The sequence below is a fragment of the Flavobacterium panacagri genome (assembly GCF_030378165.1).
Taxonomy (GTDB): domain Bacteria; phylum Bacteroidota; class Bacteroidia; order Flavobacteriales; family Flavobacteriaceae; genus Flavobacterium; species Flavobacterium panacagri.
In genome coordinates, this window is the sequence record NZ_CP119766.1 from 2000053 (window position 1) to 2019534 (window position 19482).

A 19482-nucleotide genomic window follows, 5' to 3' on the forward strand; every position below is an offset into this window, starting at 1 on the left:
ATAAAACATATAATATGATAACAATAAAAAATACCGTTAATGCATCTCTTGATAAAGTGTGGAATTTTTGGAACACACCAGAACATATTACAAAATGGAGCTTTGCTTCTCCTGATTGGCACACACCTTATGCAGAAGCGGATTTGAGAGAAGGAGGAAAATTCAAATCTACGATGGCTGCAAAGGACGGAAGCATGAGTTTCGATTTTGGAGGAGAATTTACTTTGGTTAAACCAAATGAAGCGCTTTCGTATGTGATGGGAGACGGAAGAAAGGTCGAAATTACTTTTACCGAAACAGCAGACGGAGTTGAAATTGTTGAAAGATTTGATCCAGAATCACAAAACCCTGAAGAAATGCAACGCGCTGGCTGGCAGGCTATTTTGGATAATTTTAAAAATTATGCAGAAAGCAATTGATTTTTTGCAGGTTCAAAGTGACAATCCCGAAATTTCGGGACAAAGGTGCAGAGTAACTTAAAATAACATATTTCTCTTATATGGTTAAAAAAAACGAATAACTATCTAACTAACTCAAAAAAACAAAAAAGATGACAAAACAAATATGGTTAAACCTGCCTGTGAAGGATGTAGCAAAAGCGAAAGATTTTTTCTGGAAAATTGGATTTTCGTTTAATGAACAACACGATACGCCAAGTTCGACTTGTATGGTTGTGGGCGAAAATAATTTTGTAGTAATGCTTTTTGAAGAAATGTTGTTTTCTAGTTTTTCTCAAAATGGAGTTGTTGATACGAAATCTGGTTCAGAAGTTTTGATTTCGATTGATGCAGAAAGCAGGGAAGAAGTAGATGAACTTGCTAAAAAAGCAGCAGAAGCCGGCGGAACTGTTTTTGCTCCTCCAGCAGAAAGTCAAGGCTGGATGTACGGCTGTGGTTTTGCCGATTTAGATGGTCATCGCTGGAATGTTTTATTTATGGACTTTAGTAAATTACCAAATTGAGATGGAAAAATTAATATTTAATATCGATATAAAGGCTTCTAAAGAAAAAATTTGGAAGGTCTTATGGGATGACGAAACGTACAGAAAATGGACAAGTGCATTTTGTGAAGGAAGTTACGCTGAATCGACTTGGAACGAAGGAGATAAAATCTATTTTTTAGGACCAGGTGGAGCGGGGATGAATAGTGTGATTGAAGCTAAAATTCAAAATGAATATATGGCTTTTAAACACCTTGGTGAGGTTAAAGATTTTAAAGAAGTTCCTCCGAATGAAGAAACAGAAAAATGGAGTGGCTCTATGGAAACCTATAGACTGGATCAAAAAGGAGATGTAGTAGATCTTCATGTCGAGGTTGATGTAATCGAAAAACACATAGATTATTTCAAAGAAGCTTTTCCGAAGAGCTTAGAAATTATCAAAGAGTTGTCTGAAGGGTGAGAAAATGGAATAAGGAAAATAGATCAAAGAATAAAGATTGAAGAGAAATAGGCGATTTTTTAGTTTTTGTAAACAACAAACAATTAACATTAAAAACATAAAACATCATGGCAGCAATAAATCCATATTTAATGTTTAACGGAACTTGCGAAGCAGCGTTCCTATTTTATAAATCAGTATTTGGGGGAGATTTTCCATATATAGGAAAATATAAAGATGCTCCAGCAGAAGAAGGCGAAGTACTTTCAGAAGAAGCTTTGAATAGAATTATGCATGTTTCGCTTCCAATTGGAAATACAATTTTAATGGGAAGCGACAGTCATCCAAGATATGGCGATGTAGGTTTTGGGGATAATTTTTCTATTTCAATCAATACAGAAAGCAGAGAAGAGGCAGATAAAATCTTCAGTGGACTTTCGGTTGGAGGAAAAGTAGAAATGGCAATGGACGACACTTTCTGGGGATCTTATTTTGGAATGTTTAAAGACAAATTCGGAGTAAACTGGATGGTAAGTTTTGATAAAAATCCGCCAGTAGGAGAATTTTAAAGTTACGTTATCTTAATAGTAGAAGATAATTGTTAAATTACTTGAAAAAGCACATGAAAATGTGCTTTTTCGTTTCAAAAAAACAATCATTATTCTTTTTTATCAACTATAGATTGCCGATTTTTGTCGCTTCAAAATCAATAAAGATAAAATGGCGACAGAAGATAAAGAGATAATTTTATTAAAAGTTTCTGGACACGATAAAATTGGAGTTACAGCAGGTTTAACAGCTGTATTGGCGGCGTATGATGCAAATATTTTGGATATTGGCCAAGCCGATATTCACGATACACTTTCTTTAGGGATTTTATTCGAAATTGCGGCAGGATCTTCGTCTGCACCAGTTTTAAAAGATCTTTTGTTCAAAGCCTACGAACTGGAAATTAAAGTCAAATTTATTCCAATTTCTATTGATGACTATGAAAAGTGGGTAAAATCACAATCGAAACAGCGTTATATTATCAATATTTTGGGCGAAAAACTCGCTGCTTCACAATTGGCTGCTGTTACCAAAATTATGTCAGATCAAAACCTGAATATTGATTCGATTATCCGATTAACAGGAAGAACTTCTATTGTCGAAAAAGAGCAATATCCGCGCTCTTGTATTCAATTGTCTGTAACAGGCGAAATTGTAAATAAGATTATCATGACAGCAAGTTTTATGGAAATTTCCAGAACACTTAATGTCGATATTTCATTCCAGGAAGATAATATCTACAGAAGAAACCGCCGTTTGGTTTGCTTCGATATGGATTCAACTTTAATCCAAACCGAAGTAATCGATGAATTGGCAGAATTGAACGGAGTAGGCGATCAGGTAAGAGCAATTACAGAATCGGCTATGAATGGAGAAATTGATTTCAACGAAAGTTTCAAAAAACGTATGGCTTTGCTGGAAGGTTTGAGCGAAGAAGTATTGCAAAAAGTGGCGGTTAATTTACCAATCACTCAAGGAGCACATCGTTTAATGAAAGCCTTAAAATATTACGGTTATAAAACAGCCATTCTTTCGGGAGGATTTACTTATTTCGGAGAATACCTGCAGAAAGAATTAGGAATAGATTACGTTCATGCGAATCAATTGGAAATAAAAGACGGAAAATTAACCGGTAAATATATCGGCGATATCGTTGATGGACAAAAGAAAGCAGAGCATCTTAGAGCAATTGCCGAAAAAGAAGGAATCCACATCAACCAAACCATTGCAGTTGGAGACGGAGCAAACGATTTACCAATGCTAAACTTAGCGGGTCTGGGAATTGCTTTCCACGCCAAACCAAAAGTAAAAGAAAGCGCCTCAACCTCAATCTCAAGTTTAGGATTGGATGGTGTTTTATATCTTTTAGGATACCACGATAGATATATTGATATGATGTAATGTAATTGTCGACCTGACAAGCAGATTCACTCCATTTTTTGTCATCCTGACGAAGGAAGGATCACACAGGAAATTCCGCAAAGAGAATCGCCAATCTTTGTCGATTATCGAATGAGATTTCTCCTTCGTCGAAATGACAATATTGAGAAAAATCTTAGCAACTTAGAATCTTAGAGACTCAGAATCTTAATAATGGCATGTCCCGCCAGAAAAAGGCGGGTCGGGCTATCCGTTCCAATCTTTTGTTTCTCGTTAAAGAAACGAGACACAAAAGGATTTCCACTCCTATCCCTCATGCGGTTTAGTGGAATTATCGTTTTTAAAGTGAAAGCAAGATTTGAATTTGAATTGCCTCCTGCTTCAGCTGGAGGATTAAAGTAATGAAGTAGGTAAATGGCTTTAGCCAAAATTGCCCGATTGTAAATATTCGGCTAAAGCCAATTATATATAACTTAATCTCGACTACTAAATGAAGTTAGTGGCAATTCAAGAAAAAGTATTGCGCTTTAATAATTTAGGATTGCTGTTCTCTAGATTCCAATTCCTTCTTAATTTCCTTCAAAGTATTCATATTTAAAATAAAAATAGGAAGCAGTGCAATCGGAATCACATTGGAGGCACTGAAACCTTTATTGGCAATAAGAAAGATGTTAAGTCCAAACAAAAGAAGTAAAATGACACCAAATAAATAGGTCACTGTTTTTAATGATTTCTGTGTTTTGATTAGTTCTTCACTAGTCATTTCGTTGAACTTCTTTTTCATTTTGGTTGGTTTTGTTGGGATTTGGGTAAAATTTATATTTTGGTTGGTTGCATTTCTTTCAATTGTTCCAAATAATCTCTTTGGTTAGAAAGTCTCGGAATTTTATGTTGTCCTCCCAATTTATCTCTTTCTTTGAGCCAGTCATAAAAAAGATTTTCTCTGGCAACATTAATCACCAGCGGATTCAAAGTCATATTATTGTAGCGTTTCGCTTCGTAATCAGAATTTAAAGTCTGTAATGTTTCGTCCAGAACTTTTTGGAAAAGACCAACATCAGCCGGTTTTTTCTTGAATTCGATCATCCATTCGTGAGCGCCTTTTTCTTTGTCCTGCATAAAAATAGGAGCAACCGTATAATCGATAACTTCCGTTTGTGTTACCTGACACGCTTTTGCAATTGCCTGATCGGTATTTTCGACCATTAATTCTTCGCCAAAAACATTGATATGATGTTTGGTTCTTCCCGTAACTCTAATTCGATACGGATTCAATGAAGTAAAACGAACCGTATCACCAATTAAATAACGCCACAAGCCTGAATTGGTAGTAATGACAATCGCATAATTTTTATTCAATTCAACATCTGCCAGACGAATTACTTTTTGATTTGGAGTTCCAAAAGTATCCATTGGAATAAATTCGTAAAAAATTCCATAATCCAGCATCAACAATAAATCACTAGAATTGTTCAAATCCTGAATAGCAAAGAAACCTTCAGAAGCATTGTAAATTTCGTAATATCTAAAATCTTTGCTTGGCAATAATTTTTTATATTGTTCTTTATATGGAGAAAAACTCACGCCTCCGTGAAAATAAACTTCTAGATTTGGCCAAAGTTCTAATAAGCTTTGTTTTCCGGTATTTTCTAAAACTTTATTCATTAAAACCAGCATCCAGGAAGGAACTCCCGCAAAACTGGTTACGTTTTCATTTTTAGTTTCGTTGATGATAGCCGCGATTTTGGTTTCCCACTCACTCATCAAAGAAGTTTTACTGCTCGGCGTACTGCTGAATTCGGCCCAGATTGGCATGTTTTCAATCAAAATAGCCGATAAGTCTCCAAAGAACGTATTGTTGTTTTCATAAATCTGAGAGCTTCCGCCCAAGCGAAGACTTTTTCCTAAAAACAATTCAGAATCTTCATTATTGTTCAGATAAAGACATAATAAATCTTTACTGCCTTTATAGTGGCAGTCTTCCAAAGCTTCATTGCTAACAGGAATAAATTTACTCTTAGCGTTTGTGGTACCACTGGATTTGGCAAACCATTTAATAGGTGTCTCCCAAAAAACGTTTTGTTCGCCTAAACGAGTACGCTCGATAAGAGGTTGTAATTCTTCGTAAGTGGCAATAGGAACTCTTTCGGCAAAGGTTTGATAAGAGCTGATAGTCGAAAATTCATATTTTTTTCCAATAACCGTATTTTCGGATGCTGTTATTAAGTTGTGCAATAATTCTTCCTGAACTTCATTTGGGTATTTTAAAAAAAGCTCTATTTGATGAATCCTTTGTTTAAGAACCCAAGAAGCAAACGAATTAATTATGGATAAAGGCATGAATTATGATTTTTAGATTTACTGATTTTAGGTTTTAAATCTCACAATCCATGTAAAACTAAAAACTTAAAATTTGAATATCGAGAGACAAATAGTAACTTTGCCGTCATATCAAAAATAGTGTTTTTTTGTAAAAAACAATTCGATTTGAGACAAAGATTCTACTAATAAGGTCGAATTTTAACACTAAAAACTTTAATTCTTTTGATTGATCTAAATCAGTAATATAAATAAAAATACGAATGCAATATCAAGGTGTCCTAACAAAAATGCAAACCGAATTGGCAAGTCCAATTCAATATTATTTAGTTTTTGAAGATAGTTTTCTAAACGTGAATCAATTACTAGATAAAGAGATCGAAATCAATTTTGTTGGATTTCAATGTTTGAATTGCGGTAAAAAGAAAAAAATATACCGACAAGGTTTTTGTTACGACTGTTTTTATTCAAGTCCAGCAGTTGGCGATTGGATTATGAGACCAGAATTAAGTACAGCGCACTTAGGAATTGCAGACCGAGATTTAGAGTATGAAGCAAAAGTACAGTTACAGCCGCATATAGTGTATTTGGCAGCTGCCTGTGAAATAAAAGTTGGCGTAACCCGTAAAACCCAAGTTCCAACGCGTTGGATAGACCAGGGCGCCTCACAGGCCATTGCTGTTGTGGAAGTCCCGAACAGATATTTGGCAGGAATTACAGAGGTAGCTTTAAAAAACCATTATACTGATAAAACCAACTGGAGAAAAATGCTGCAGAACTCTGTTGAGGTTTTTGATTTGGTTGCTGAAAAAGTGAAAATTGAAAGTCTAATTCCAGCTGAGGTTAAAGAATATTTTTATGCACAAAAGAATGATTTGTATGAATTGCAATATCCAGTTTTGAGTTATCCTGCAAAAGTAAACAGTTTAAATTTGGATAAAACACCATCATTTAGTGGTAAATTAACTGGAATAAAAGGACAGTATTTGCTTTTTGAAAACGGAACAGTGTTTAATATACGTGGTTCAGAAGGATATGTTGTGACAATAAATGTGTAGGGTTTTATTAGCAAATTGTTATCTTTTTTTATTATAAAGTTATTTTAATTCAAAATTTACAATTTATTTTGTGGTTTTGTGTTAATTAGTTGATGAATAATTATAGCTTTGATGTGTTGAAGCAAATTTAATTTCAAAAACAAATACCCCTCAAACAAATACCACATGAGTAACTTAAAAAAAGTTAATGATTTTAGGCGTTCCCTAATGCGCAATCTGACAAAGAATATCGGCAATTCAAATGTCAGCAATAGAGGATCTATTGACAAAAGTAAAATCAAAAAAGTATTAATCTGCAGACCAAACGGAAGGCTGGGAAATATGCTTTTAATTACGCCATTAATGGAAGAAGTCACTAAAACTTTTCCAGATTGTAAAATCGATATTTTTGTAAAAGGTTTTGTAGCTCCAATTGTTTTTGAAAACTATGATAATGTAAATAAAATTATCCCGTTGCCCAAAAAGCCGTTTAAAGAATTGGTAAAGTATTTTAAAGTTTGGACTTTAATTAGAAAGCAGAATTATGACATGGTGATCAATGTCGATCAAAATTCTTCTTCAGGAAGACTTGCTGTTAAATTCTCAAACGCTAAATACAAATTCTTTGGAAATCTTCCAGAAAATGTTACTTTGGAACATGCAGACTATGATCATATTGCAAAATACCCGGTTTATAATTTCAGGTATTTTTTAAGCCAATTTGGGATAGAAGATAAAAATGAAGCTATAGGATTGATAGATTTAAAATTATCTGAAACAGAAATTGCAAACGGTAAGCAGATTTTGGATAAAATTATTGATCCAAACAAAAGAACCATCGCTATTTTTACTTACGCCACTGCGGCAAAATGCTTTAGTCCTGAGTGGTGGGGAGAATTTTATACAGCTTTGAAAAAGGAATATCCAAACGAAAATATTTTTGAAGTTTTACCAGTAGAAAATGTTTCTCAAATCAATTTTGAAGCGCCTACTTTTTACAGTAAAGATGTCCGCGAGATTGGTTCTGTTTTGGCAAATGTAGATGTTTTTGTGGGAGCAGACAGTGGAATCATGCATTTGGCTAGCGCTTCAAAAGCGCCAACGCTTGGTTTGTTTTCGGTTTCAAACCTAAAAAAATACGAGCCTTATGGAAACGGAAGTGTAGGTTTGGACACCAATGTTTTGGGCGTTCCGGATTTTATTAAAGCTATAAATAAGGTTCTAAATAAATAAAATAAAAAGAAAAATCCTGTTCGAAGAACAGGATTTTTTTATGATAAAAAACTTAGAATCTTAGTGCCTTAGTATCTTAGTATCTCAGTTTACGGATTCTTTTTCTTAAAAAGACCATTCAGCAAGTCGTTGGCTTTCTTTGTAACTTCTTGTGTTTTTTGCTCTTTTTCTGTTTTAGCAGCCTGAGTGGTATCTTTAGCTTTTGTATTTTTGTTGATCAAATCGGTAAGCGCTGCTGTCCCTTTTTGAGTTAGTTTTTCTTTCTGCTGATTCACCAACTGCGTTGTTAAATTACTCACAGCAGTTTTCATATCTGTACTGATTTTTGGATTTGAAAAATTACCAGTTAAAGAAGCATTGATTGGAATATTTTCCAGTTTTGCAGCATCAGCAGGAGATAATTTAGCAATCAAATTGTTAGCTTCAGTTCCTAAATATTTAGCAGGAACATCAAATTTAATGGTGTAATTCATCGTTTGATCAAAACCATGAGTTCCTCCAATTGTAGCTTTAATGTCTTGATATTTAATGTCAAATGGTTTTACATTTACTTTTCCGTTGTCAAAAGTCAATGCCATTTTTAAGTCATTTAAATTCAAGTTGTTTAAATTAAGAAACTTCACATTTGAACTTAATGAGTTTAAAAGTGTAGAATTATTAGCATTTACCGTAGTAGATAATAACTGTCCTAACAAATCACCAGAAATTGATTTTAAATCAGGAGTCAATTCTTTTGCATCTAAATTACCGTTCAATTTAATAGTCGAATTTAATTTTCCGTTAATAATTCCAGCAATTGGAGCAATTTTTTTCATCATATCCAATTGCGTAAAAGTCTGCGCAATATCCACTTGATTAAAACCAAGATTCATATCAAATGTTGGTACTTTTTCTTTAGTAGAAACAGCTCCTGTCAAACCAATTGTTCCTCCGAAAATACTTGTTTTAAAGTTCTCTAAGGTTGCTTTTTCATCTTTAATAAGCAGTTTTCCAGAAACATCTTTTAATTTTAAATTGTCATATAAAACCGTTGTTGCTTTTGCATTTAATGTACAGTTTAAGAACGCTGGAATCTTCATTGCTTCAGCTGGTTTTGCTGCAGTTTTTGTTTCTTCTTTTGCAGGTTCGCCGGCAGTCATAAAATCATCAACAGCCAATTGATTAGAACTCATATTGAAGTTCCCTTTCAATTCTTGTTTTTTAAACATAAAACCGTAAAAATTTTCCAAAACTCCATTAATGCTAATATCACTTTTTCCAGTTGTAGCATCAAATTGTTTCAAGTTAATTTTACTCGGATTAAATTCTACTAATGCTGTGCTGATGTTCATCGATTTATTGTTTTCATCCGTATATTTAAATCCTGATAAACTCATTGTACCCGCATTTTTGATATTCTCATATTGGCTTTTTTCTACAGAAGCCATATCAAAATTAGTCGTCACATCTGCTTTTAAAATACCAGCAAGCGGTTTGTCCATTTTAATTGGATAGGCTTTGGAAAGATTAGCCAAATTGATTGTTCCTTTCAAAGCCGCATCTACAATTGGGTTTACAGTTATGTTTTTAATATTCGCTTTAGCGTTAAAAACATCCTGATCAATTCTGAAAGATAGTTTGTCTAAGTTGACGTAAGTATCATTTAGGATTCCAGTTTCATTGATGATTTTAGTATCAATTACAATATTCTGAACCGATTTTGGTAAGTTAGGATATTGGAAAGAAGCATTGTTAGAAGCGATTTCAATATTGAATTTAGGAACAGTAGTTTCTGTTAATTCTCCTTTTGCAAAACCATTTACAGTAAAATCTCCTGTCGTTTTTACGCCTTCTAAACTTGAAGCATAAGCAGACGGGATTAAACCTAAGAAGTTCGTAAATGATGAAGTTGGAGTTTTAAACTTTAAATCATAAATCTGCTTGTTTTCAGCCATTTGAATAAAACCGTCAAATTCTAGTGGCAATTGATTGATTAAAGCTTTATTTTCTTTAAAAGTATATTTACTTTGGTCTAAATCAATACCAAGAACCGCATCCAAAGTTAGTTTTACATCTTTCATGTAATTCATCTTATCCATGTCTAAGGAAACTTTAGCAGTAGATTTTGTAGTTAAATCTAATTTTGAATTGGTAAAATCTCCAGTTCCTTCGTGGTTTAAACTATCAATTACCATTTTAATTTTAGAGCCTTGATCGATATATCTAAAAGTAAAGTTTTCAATTTTATAGTTTTGAATCTTTAAAGAAAGCGGTTTGCTTGCTTCGTCTTTTTTATCTTCTTTTTGATCTTTCAAAGCAATGTCGAAGTTTCCAACGCCATCTTTATTGAAGATAATGTTTATTAATCCGTTTGTAGAACTAATTCCCTGAATGCTTAAAGGTTCATCTTTTCCTTTGAAAAGTTCTTTAACACTCATTTTTAAATTTAATTCTCCCAAAGAAACCAAAGTATCACCTTCAAAAGGCGCTTTGTTGATAATAACCAGTTTTTCAATTCCGACAGTTGCGTTCGGGAAATTTTTGAATAAACTTAAATCGGCATCTTTAAAGCTTACTTTGGCATCGACACTTTCGTTAATAGCTTCGGCAATTTTGGCTTTAATCTGATCTTTAAAGAAATACGGAATGGCAAATAATGCAGCAACAAATACCACTATAACAATGGCACTTATTTTTAAAACTTTCTTTAGCATATAATTAGATTTGAGGGTTTACTATTTTAAAATCGACTCATGCAAAAATAGTTTTTTTTAGCAGAGTGTGAAGATAAAGTTTTCTTAAAAATGTAAGAATTATACTTATTTTGTTAAATAAAAAAAATCCGTTTGAAATAGTTTCAAACGGATTTTAAGTCTTATTTATTTTATTATTTCTGAATAAATGAAACGATCCTGTCTACTAGTGTTTCCGATATTGGAAGTGTTTCATTGTTGTAACTGGCCATGTTATCGTTATGGTCGCCTTCAATGATTTTCATAATATGATTCATTTTATCAATAACCTGCTTCTCCGAATTTTTATTAGCTTCGGCTAAATTTTCGGCATCTTGAAGAGAAACTTGTAAATCACTACTTCCCTGCAAAATCAAGATAGGAATGGTAAGTTTTTTTATTTCTGTCTGCGGATTGTATTTAAACCAAGAAATCAAATAAGGCTGAATACTGGGTCTGAAAAGAGAATTCAGCATTGGATCGACTTTGTTTACGGTGTGTCCGCTTTTTAAGCTATCAATTATCGGGAACGTCATATCATCAAGCTGTTTCATTTTTTTGGCTCCAATCTGTGCTTTGATGATTTTATCTGCCGAATCTCCTGCTCCGGCAATCGATACAAATTTATCTGCTTTTGCACCACCAATCATTCCAATTAAAGAACCTTCACTATGACCTATTACAATTACTTTTGAGAAACGTTTGTCTTGTCTTAAAAAGTTAATCCAGCTTTTTACATCCTGAATATAGTTTTCAAAAACCAAAGTGCTTTCAGAATCCCCGCCTGCAGCTTTGCTTTCTCCAATTCCTCTTTTATCATATCGTAACGATGCAATTCCGTTCTTTGCTAAAGCTTCCGCCAGCATTTTCAACGAATTGTTTTTCATCATGGCATTATTTCCATTTCTGTCTGTCGGGCCAGAACCAGCGATAATTAAGGCAACAGGATACTTTTTGGTCAAATCTGGAGTAGTCAGCGTACCAAATAACTGATCAGTATTTATTTTTAAAACCGCTGGTGTTTCTTTAAAAGTGAGCTCTTTTTTAGTCTGAGCATTTAAAACACTCAAAAATAAAATCGTCAGAAAAAGAATTATTTTATTCATCTTTCATTTCAATTAATAAATATTGATTCCGTAAGGCATTATAGCTTGAACTCCTTTTTGTTTTTGGAATTTTTTCACCTGCTCGATTAGCATATAATTTTCTTCTCCAATTTCTTCTTTTATAAAAGCTTCTTTAGATTTTGCAAATGGCAGGCCAGAAAGAATATCGTTCAAAGTTTTTTCGTACTCTGGATAATTCTGAGTGCTGTACTTTTTGATTTTAGCAATCTTAGCAGCTTCAGCAATTGCATCGTTTAAACCGCCAATTTTATCAACCAATCCTAATTTTACAGCTTCTGTTCCAGACCAAACTCTTCCTTGCGCAATAGCGTCAACTTGTTCGAAAGTCATTTTACGTCCTTCTGCAACATGAGTAACAAAAGTGTTGTAGATTTTTTCAACTCCTTCTAAAGTAAACGCTTTAAATTTTTCGTCAACAGGTACAAACGGACTATAATTTGCGGAATTCTCATGAGTTTTAACCTGTTCAGAATTGATTCCTAATTTATTAGCTAAAGGACTGAAGTTTGGCAGCATTCCGAAAACACCGATAGATCCCGTAATAGTATTGTTTTCAGCGAATATTTTATTAGCGTTGCAAGCAATGTAATAACCACCAGAAGCGGCATAGTTACCCATTGAAACTACAACTGGTTTTACTTTTTTAGTAATTTCAATTTCTCTCCAGATCAAATCAGAAGTAAGGGCACTTCCTCCTGGGCTGTCAATTCTAAGAACAATTGCTTTTACATCGTCATTTTTTCTTGCTTCCTGTAAAGAACGACGCATTGAACCTTCTCCAATTGTATTGACATCGCCTTCACCGCTTCCTATTTCGCCTTGAGCGTAAATAATAGCGATTTGATCCGTTGCGCTATTCGCTAAAGCTGTTGTAACATTGTTTTGAGTGTAATCTAAAATCGAAATTTTGTTATAATCTTCGTCTTTATCTACTTTTAGCGCTTTTCTGATTGCGTTATGATAAACATCTTCATAAGCAATAATATCAACTAAATGCTGTTCTTTTGCCATTTCAGGAGTTCTAGCTAAAAGTCCGTTAGCAATTTCATTTAGTTTTGGAAGCGGAATATTTCTACTTTTTGAAATATCTGTAGAAACGGTCGTCCAAATTGAGTTCAAAAGAGCTGTCATTTGTTCTCTGTTGGCATCGCTCATTTTATTTTCTAAGAAAGGCTCAACGGCACTTTTATATTTTCCGTGACGAATCACTTCCATATGAATTCCTGATTTATCCTGAAAATCTTTGAAAAACATAACTTCAGAAGAAAGACCTTTAAAGTCCAAATCTCCCGCAGGATTGATATAAATTGTATTGGCAACAGAAGTTAAATAATATTCTTTCTGCGAATAGGTATTAGCGTAAGCCCAAACAAATTTTCCAGATTTTTTGAAGCTTTCAAGAGCATTTCGCAAGTCTTTATATTGTGCAAGACCAAGAGAGGATTCATCATTTAAAATCGAAATTCCTTTGATGTTGTCATCTGTTTTAGCCGCTTCGATAGCATTAAGTACATCAGTTAAACCGACTCCTTTTTGGTCAGAAAAACGAGTAACCCAGGGATCTTTATATTTTCCTGCGTAATCATTTTTAATTTCTTTCAAATTCAATTCGATAACCGAATCAGCTTTAACTGAATCAGCGTCGTCTCCGCCAAATAAGGCTGCAATAAATATTACTCCAAAAAAGAAGAGCATGATAAAAACAAAAATACCAATTATTGTGGCAAGTACATTTCCTAAAAATTTCATGTGTATATTTTTTTAATAAGTATCAAAAAAGGTTGGTTTGTTACAAATATAATCGAAATAAGATTGAATTTGATTGGACGCTTTAGTAAATGTTTTAGTTTTTTATTTTTAATTCAGAATCTTAAAAAACAGCTTTTTTTGTAAGATAAGTATTGGTCTTGTTGTTTTTTTTATATTTGATTTTAATTTTAGTAGCATGAATAAAATAATAGTTTTCGGGATTTTTTTCTTGTTTAATAGCTTTTTGATAATGGCTCAAAAAACTCCAATCACAAAAGTAGTAGCAGATAAATCATCAAAAATACCTTTGGATAAAGTTAGTGTTTATAATGAGAAAGATAATTCATTAACGAATGAAGAAGGAGTTTTCTCTTTTATTTCAGACAGAGATGATATCAATTTTAGTTTAATTGGTTATGAAGATTTAAAAACAAGTTTGCAACAGATAAAAAATCAGGACACTATTTTTTTGCAAAGTAAAATGGTTGAACTCGACGAAGTTGTAGTTGGGCAGGAATTAGCGATGCTAAAAAAAGCATATGCGAAATTAAAAGAGAACTATATTTTAGAGCCTTATCATGAAAATTTCTTTTTAAGATGTGTCTTAAAAAGAGATAATGAGCTGTCAAGATTGCAGGATATTTACGGGAAAGTTTCTAGAAAAAGCATTTTTAAAACCAAAAGCCAGCCGGATAATAAATGTGAAGTTGAGGTTTTGAATATGAGAAAAGTCGGGATTTCTGAAAAATCCGATATTGTATACTTTAAATTTCAAAGTTTTGAAAAACTATTTGACTTAAATACTCTAATTTTTATCGTGCTTGACAAATTTGAATTAACTCAGCAGAAAAATATAGCAGGGGATTATTTGAAAATTAATTTTGTTTCAAAAGAGCCCAACACAATGGGGCAGAAAACTAATGGTCACTTTGTGATTAATAGAGCAGATTACGCAATCGTTGAAACCTATTTTGACTTTTATGATGATCCAGAAAAAGTACCTTATAGTAAAGATGGTAAAGCGGAATACAGAACAAGTAGTTTTAAGAGAACCACTAATTATAAAAAGAATACCTCTGTTGGAAAATATTATTTAAACAATGCTAATTCTGATGTTAAAGTAGAACTTCTTGGTAATGAAAAGATAAAAACAGCAATTTATGATTACTCTACTCAGTATTTTGTAACGAATAGTTTTATTGCTGAAAAAGCAAAATCAAATTTATCTATGGATAAAGATATTTTTAAAGTAAAATATCCATATTCAGAACAATTTTGGAAAAGTCAGAATCAGCTGCCATTGACAAGTGAATTGAAAGATTTTTTGAAAAAGGTTTCAGACAACAAAGAGAATAAAAAAGAGTTTGAAATAGTCGGAAACTTCTAAGTGTTGAATCAAATAATGTAGTTAATTCTAAAATAGTTTTAGTTAATTTGCATTAATTATGAAATTACAGCATCAAGTCGTTTTATCGATAGGCAGCAACCAAGGCAGCAGACTAGAAAATATCCAAAATTGTATTGATTTAATCCATCAAAATGTCGGGACTGTCATTCAGGTTTCCAAACTTTACGAAACTCCAGCTTGGGGTTTTGAAAGTGATGCTTTTTATAATTGTGCACTGCTGTTGCATACCAATTCTTCTGCACAGAAAATATTAAATCAGGTTTTAAAAGTTGAAAAAGAATTAGGACGAATCCGCTCTAATCAAGAAGGTTATCAATCAAGAATTATAGATGTTGATTTGATTGCTTTTGATGATGAAATTATTGATTCAGAAAAACTTCAAATTCCGCATCCTTTAATGCAGAACAGAAATTTTGTTTTGCTGCCCATGCAGGATTTAAAATTAAACTGGAAACACCCTCTTTTACATAAAACAGTTAGCGAATTAATTGCCGTTACACCAGACGAAAGTATTTGCACGATTGTTCAAGATTTGCAAAATCCGCTTAACGAGATTCCTCTCAGTAAGTTTAATTATATTTCTTTTGAAGGAAACATTGGCGCTGGAAAAACTACTTTGGTCCATAAAATTGCGGAAGATTTTAATGCTAAAACAGTTTTAGAACGATTTGCAGATAATCCGTTTCTTCCTAAGTTTTACAAAGATCAAAATAGATATGCGTTTCCGTTGGAAATGTCTTTTCTCGCCGATCGTTATCAGCAGTTATCCGATGATTTGGCTCAATTTGATTTGTTTAAAGATTTTATCGTAGCCGATTATCATATTTTTAAATCGCTCATTTTTGCTAAGATTACTTTACAGGAAGACGAATATCGTTTGTACAGAAATCTGTTTGATATTATTTATAAAGAAATGCCAAAGCCTGATTTGTATGTTTATTTATATCAAAATACAGAACGTCTTTTGCAGAACATTAAAAAACGTGGCCGTACTTACGAACAAAATATCGAAGCTTCCTATTTAGAAAAAATCAACAACGGTTATCTGGAATACATAAAATCGCAGACTGATTTAAATGTTTTAATTATTGATGTTTCTGATCGCGATTTTGTGAAAAGACATGAAGATTACATTTTTATTTTAAATGAAATTAGGAAAAAAGTAATCAGTTAATTCTAACGATATATTATCTAATTTTCTAATTTCCAGATTGTCTCATTATTCTATCTTTTTAAAGAGAAATGTCCTTTTAATATAGGCATGGTATCATCAATTTTTAAAGCGTACCAATAATCTGAAGCAGGGAGCGGAACTTGGTTTAGGGTACCATCCCAACTCATTTTTGATCTGCTTAACTGAGCAATTAATTTGCCATAACGATCAAAAATCGTGATTTCTGCCTGTGGATAGTTTTCCATGCCGGTTACTTCCCAGACATCATTAAAAGTATCATTGTTAGGGGTGAAGAAAGGAGGGAAAACAAGGACAACAAATTGTTTCGTCACTTGCCCACATCCACTTTTCTCTCGAGCATAAGCAGTTTGGAGTCCTCCTGGGACATCATAAAATATATAAGAATCCTGAAAGTTGATCCCGTCCACAGAATACTCATAATAATCTTCTTCTTTAACGGGATAAATAATCGCTCTAGTACCCTCAACAACGATTCGGTCTATCTGTGGAATTTTATGTTCTTCAACAACAATGGTTTTATTGCTGGTGCAGTTTTCAGGTAATTGACTTGTGACAGCAACCGTATATGTTCCTCCTGAATTGATGGTTATAGTTTGAGTTGTAGCTCCATTTGACCATAAGTAATTCATTCCTTTAATTCCTGCATCTAAAGTGATCGTCTGAAGCTGACATATAGTTAAGTTTTCATCGGTAACAACTGGAGGCGTATAAATGATAATATTTATGGGAGTTCGTTCTACATTAATACAGCCATTGTTTGAAGCCTCGGCATAATAAGTTGTATTAGATGAAATGGTAGGAGTTGTGAAGTTATTGCCAGAAAAGACACTACTGCCGCCAGTTTGTGCTGTATACCAGTTAATGTTTCCAATATTTGAAGAGGCTCTAATAGTTACAGCTCCAGACCCACAGTTTGAATAAGAATTTTGTTCCGCAACAGGTTTGTTTGGCGTGGTGTTCACGGTAGCGGTTATAGGTTTTCTATTTGATTCACAGCCGGCATCGACATAATAAATTGTAGTTGTGTTAAGGATTGGGGTAGTGTAAGTTGTGCCAGTTCCTAATAAATTTCCTCCAGTTGCAGCATCAAACCATCTGATTGTTGCTCCTGCATTTGCTGCAGCACTAAGAGTAAAACTTCCAGAATCACAAATTGGAGTAGGATTAGTAGCAGGAGTTGCTAAAGGAATAGTTATTTTAGTACTTGTAGCAATTTCTAAAGGTGTTTCACCCGGCATTCCTCCATATTCTACGACATAACCTTTTGGCTGATAATTATCTCCCGAAACAGTAGATCCTGTATTTGATAAATCATTCCAAGAACCTCTAATTCCTACGCCAGGTTGTGTAATATGAGCATAATCTTCATCGCCTTGATTATTAGGTTCACCAGTATTCCAAAAAGCAAAGTTTGGAGTTGAACCATTTGATCCTCCATTCCAAAAAATAGTTCCAGCTTCAGGGCCGGTAACCCACTTCCATACACCCTCGGTTTCTGCATCACTTCCTCCAATCCATCCTGTACCAGAAGCTTGTTCTCCAATTAATTTGGCTTCATCTGCAGATAAAATAGTGGCTAGGTAACCTTTAAGGCCATAATATGTACTTGCTTCTGCAGCTGCTTTTGCAGTGCTCCATGTAATTCCGATATTTGGGACAAATAAATAGTAATGACCTGTAGAGGGAAGATAGTTTGCCTGGCCAATAGTGATAGAAAATGTTCTTGTTCCAGAAGCTGTAGCTGATGTATTTGAAAAAACAATATCTTTTATCGCAGCTTCGAGATCAGAATATAATATTTCGCCTCCAGTAAGACTTGATAGAGTGAGTTTTCCAGCAGTAGAGTCCCAATTTGTGGTAATGGAAGGATAGAGTGCTGGGTTTGAAAGACTAAGTTTGTCACCGCTGGCATAACCGGAAGAAATTTGAATATAACCTGCAGTAGTGCCAGTTTCACTTGGGTCGTGTGTAATTGTTATGTCAGTTACAATATTTATATTGCTTTGAGGACAGTATAATTGATCTCCTGTGGCGCTAAGTTTGGGAGGAAGAGTTGTACTCATGCTACATTTATTGGAGAATGAAGTACTGGCATCTTTAAAAGAAGCCCAGTTAGTATCAGAATACAGTTTATTGTCTACTTGTACACAGCTAAGACCTGAATTTGATTTTAGATTTAATTGTGATACCGTTGTATTGTTTCCGTTTTTTAAATTTAGACTAACTAATTGATTATTGTTGCAGTAAAAAACAGCTAAAACAGGATTTTTAGAGAGATCCAAATCTTTTAATTGATTGTTATTAATACTAAGATGAGTCAGTACAGTGTTTTTTGATACATCAATATCGGATAAGTTATTAAAACTGCAATGAATGCCTACTAATGCGGAATTGTTTAAAACATTCAGATTTGATAATTGGTTATTATTGATGCTAAAACTTTGTAGAGAGAGATTCTTGCTGATGTCTATATCGGCTAATTTATTAGAATCGCAGTTTAATCCATTTAAATATAGGTTTTTGGTGGTGTTTAAAACAGTTAGTTTATTCGAGCCGCAAAACAAAGTTCTTAATTGTAGATTTTTACTTAAATCTACACTGGATATTTGGTTATTTTCACATGTTAAATGATTTAAACTAGCGTTAAGAGAAGTGTTCAAAGTTGAAAGTTTATTTGAACTGCAGTTTAAAGATTGAATTTTGGTATTTTTAGAAATGTCCAAATCGGTCAATTGATTTCCTGGGCAACGTAAGCTAGTTAGTAATAAATTATTGGAAACATCTAAGTTTAACAATGAATTGTTGTCTAAGGCTAAAGTTTCTAAAGATATGTTTTTGCTTAAATCTATAGCAGCCAGTTTGTTATTTCTAGCATAGCATATTTTTAAGACTGTATTTTTAGAAATGTCAATATTGCTCAATTTATTATTGTCGAGAAATAATGCTTCTAAATGAATATTATTTGAAAGATCTAACTGAGATAAGTCATTGAAGCTGCAGTTTAAAATAGTAAGAAATAAATTGCTAGAAAGATTTAAAGTGTTTATTTTATTTCTTTTGGCAAGGTTATCATCGATTACACCGATGCTTAATTGCTGTAATTTTATGAAAGCTTCTATTCCAGTTAAATCTGAAATTTCCTTTGATGAAAGGTCTAGCGATATTACATCCTTAATTTGTGCTGTCAAAACTTGGCCATCAATAGCGCCACTATCAATTCCAAGATCAATTAAAGCTTTTTCGAAATTTGGATCTGGAATTGCTGTATATTGTTGAGCAAATCCACTAAAACTAGACAGTAGTAGAAAAAATAAAATGGATATTTTAAAGAAATTGATACTTTTCATTTTATAAAAGTATCAATTTTATAATAATAAAAAAATATATTTGATTTT

At 33.2% G+C, this 19482-nt stretch carries 15 protein-coding genes; 9 read left to right on the forward strand and 6 right to left on the reverse strand.

All coding sequences use genetic code 11. The features are described from left to right. Window positions 1–14: 14 nt before the first annotated feature. The 5 genes from P2W65_RS09010 to serB all read left to right on the forward strand — a co-directional run bounded on the left by P2W65_RS09010 (window position 15) and on the right by serB (window position 3329). On the forward strand, window positions 15–419 hold the full coding sequence (locus P2W65_RS09010; protein ID WP_289665015.1) for an SRPBCC family protein: 405 nt from the start codon (window positions 15–17) through the stop codon (window positions 417–419). 131 nt (window positions 420–550) lie between these two features. Further along, entirely contained in the window at window positions 551–961 is a 411-nt protein-coding gene (locus P2W65_RS09015) for a VOC family protein (protein WP_179001525.1), read from the forward strand. A gap of 1 nt (window position 962) precedes the next feature. Further along, on the forward strand, window positions 963–1400 hold the full coding sequence (locus P2W65_RS09020) for an SRPBCC family protein (protein WP_289665017.1): 438 nt from the start codon (window positions 963–965) through the stop codon (window positions 1398–1400). A 107-nt stretch (window positions 1401–1507) separates the two neighbouring features. Beyond that, a complete protein-coding gene (locus P2W65_RS09025; protein WP_289665018.1) occupies window positions 1508–1948 on the forward strand; it encodes a VOC family protein in 441 nt (146 codons plus the stop codon). A gap of 151 nt (window positions 1949–2099) precedes the next feature. Further along, a complete protein-coding gene (serB, locus tag P2W65_RS09030) occupies window positions 2100–3329 on the forward strand; it encodes a phosphoserine phosphatase SerB (RefSeq protein ID WP_289665019.1) in 1230 nt (409 codons plus the stop codon). Between the two features lie 514 nt (window positions 3330–3843). On the opposite strand, the gene P2W65_RS09035 is transcribed toward serB, so the two are convergent. Together P2W65_RS09035 and P2W65_RS09040 are read right to left on the reverse strand one after the other, a co-directional pair. Then, window positions 3844–4092, reverse strand: a complete 249-nt coding sequence (locus P2W65_RS09035) for a redox-active disulfide protein 2 (RefSeq protein WP_289665021.1) — start codon at window positions 4090–4092, stop codon at window positions 3844–3846. A gap of 32 nt (window positions 4093–4124) precedes the next feature. Then, window positions 4125–5648, reverse strand: a complete 1524-nt coding sequence (locus P2W65_RS09040) for a GH3 auxin-responsive promoter family protein (RefSeq protein ID WP_289665023.1) — start codon at window positions 5646–5648, stop codon at window positions 4125–4127. 242 nt (window positions 5649–5890) lie between these two features. On the opposite strand from P2W65_RS09040, the gene P2W65_RS09045 reads away from it, so the two are divergent. Together P2W65_RS09045 and P2W65_RS09050 are read left to right on the forward strand one after the other, a co-directional pair. After that, window positions 5891–6685: a DUF2797 domain-containing protein gene (locus tag P2W65_RS09045; protein ID WP_289665024.1), complete on the forward strand. Its 795-nt coding sequence runs from the start codon at window positions 5891–5893 to the stop codon at window positions 6683–6685. A gap of 165 nt (window positions 6686–6850) precedes the next feature. Beyond that, the gene (locus tag P2W65_RS09050) at window positions 6851–7897 is read left to right on the forward strand and encodes a glycosyltransferase family 9 protein (protein WP_289665026.1); all 1047 of its coding nucleotides are present in this window, start codon (window positions 6851–6853) and stop codon (window positions 7895–7897) included. Window positions 7898–7986: 89 nt separating this feature from the next. On the opposite strand, the gene P2W65_RS09055 is transcribed toward P2W65_RS09050, so the two are convergent. The 3 genes from P2W65_RS09055 to sppA form a co-directional block, all read right to left on the reverse strand. Then, window positions 7987–10590, reverse strand: a complete 2604-nt coding sequence (locus P2W65_RS09055) for an AsmA-like C-terminal region-containing protein (RefSeq protein WP_289665028.1) — start codon at window positions 10588–10590, stop codon at window positions 7987–7989. 173 nt (window positions 10591–10763) lie between these two features. Further along, on the reverse strand, window positions 10764–11714 hold the full coding sequence (locus P2W65_RS09060; protein ID WP_289665029.1) for an alpha/beta hydrolase: 951 nt from the start codon (window positions 11712–11714) through the stop codon (window positions 10764–10766). Window positions 11715–11726: 12 nt separating this feature from the next. Then, on the reverse strand, window positions 11727–13484 hold the full coding sequence (sppA, locus tag P2W65_RS09065; RefSeq protein WP_289665030.1) for a signal peptide peptidase SppA: 1758 nt from the start codon (window positions 13482–13484) through the stop codon (window positions 11727–11729). 196 nt (window positions 13485–13680) lie between these two features. Between sppA and P2W65_RS09070 the strand changes: the two genes are divergently transcribed. Continuing rightward, complete coding sequence (locus P2W65_RS09070; protein WP_289665031.1) at window positions 13681–14871, forward strand: peptidase associated/transthyretin-like domain-containing protein; 1191 nt, start codon at window positions 13681–13683, stop codon at window positions 14869–14871. A gap of 58 nt (window positions 14872–14929) precedes the next feature. Next, window positions 14930–16066, forward strand: a complete 1137-nt coding sequence (folK, locus tag P2W65_RS09075) for a 2-amino-4-hydroxy-6-hydroxymethyldihydropteridine diphosphokinase (RefSeq protein WP_289665032.1) — start codon at window positions 14930–14932, stop codon at window positions 16064–16066. 50 nt (window positions 16067–16116) lie between these two features. On the opposite strand, the gene P2W65_RS09080 is transcribed toward folK, so the two are convergent. Continuing rightward, window positions 16117–19434 carry an Ig-like domain-containing protein gene (locus P2W65_RS09080; protein ID WP_289665033.1) on the reverse strand — a complete coding sequence of 1106 codons (3318 nt, stop codon included), beginning with the start codon at window positions 19432–19434 and terminating at the stop codon, window positions 16117–16119. Window positions 19435–19482: the final 48 nt, after the last annotated feature.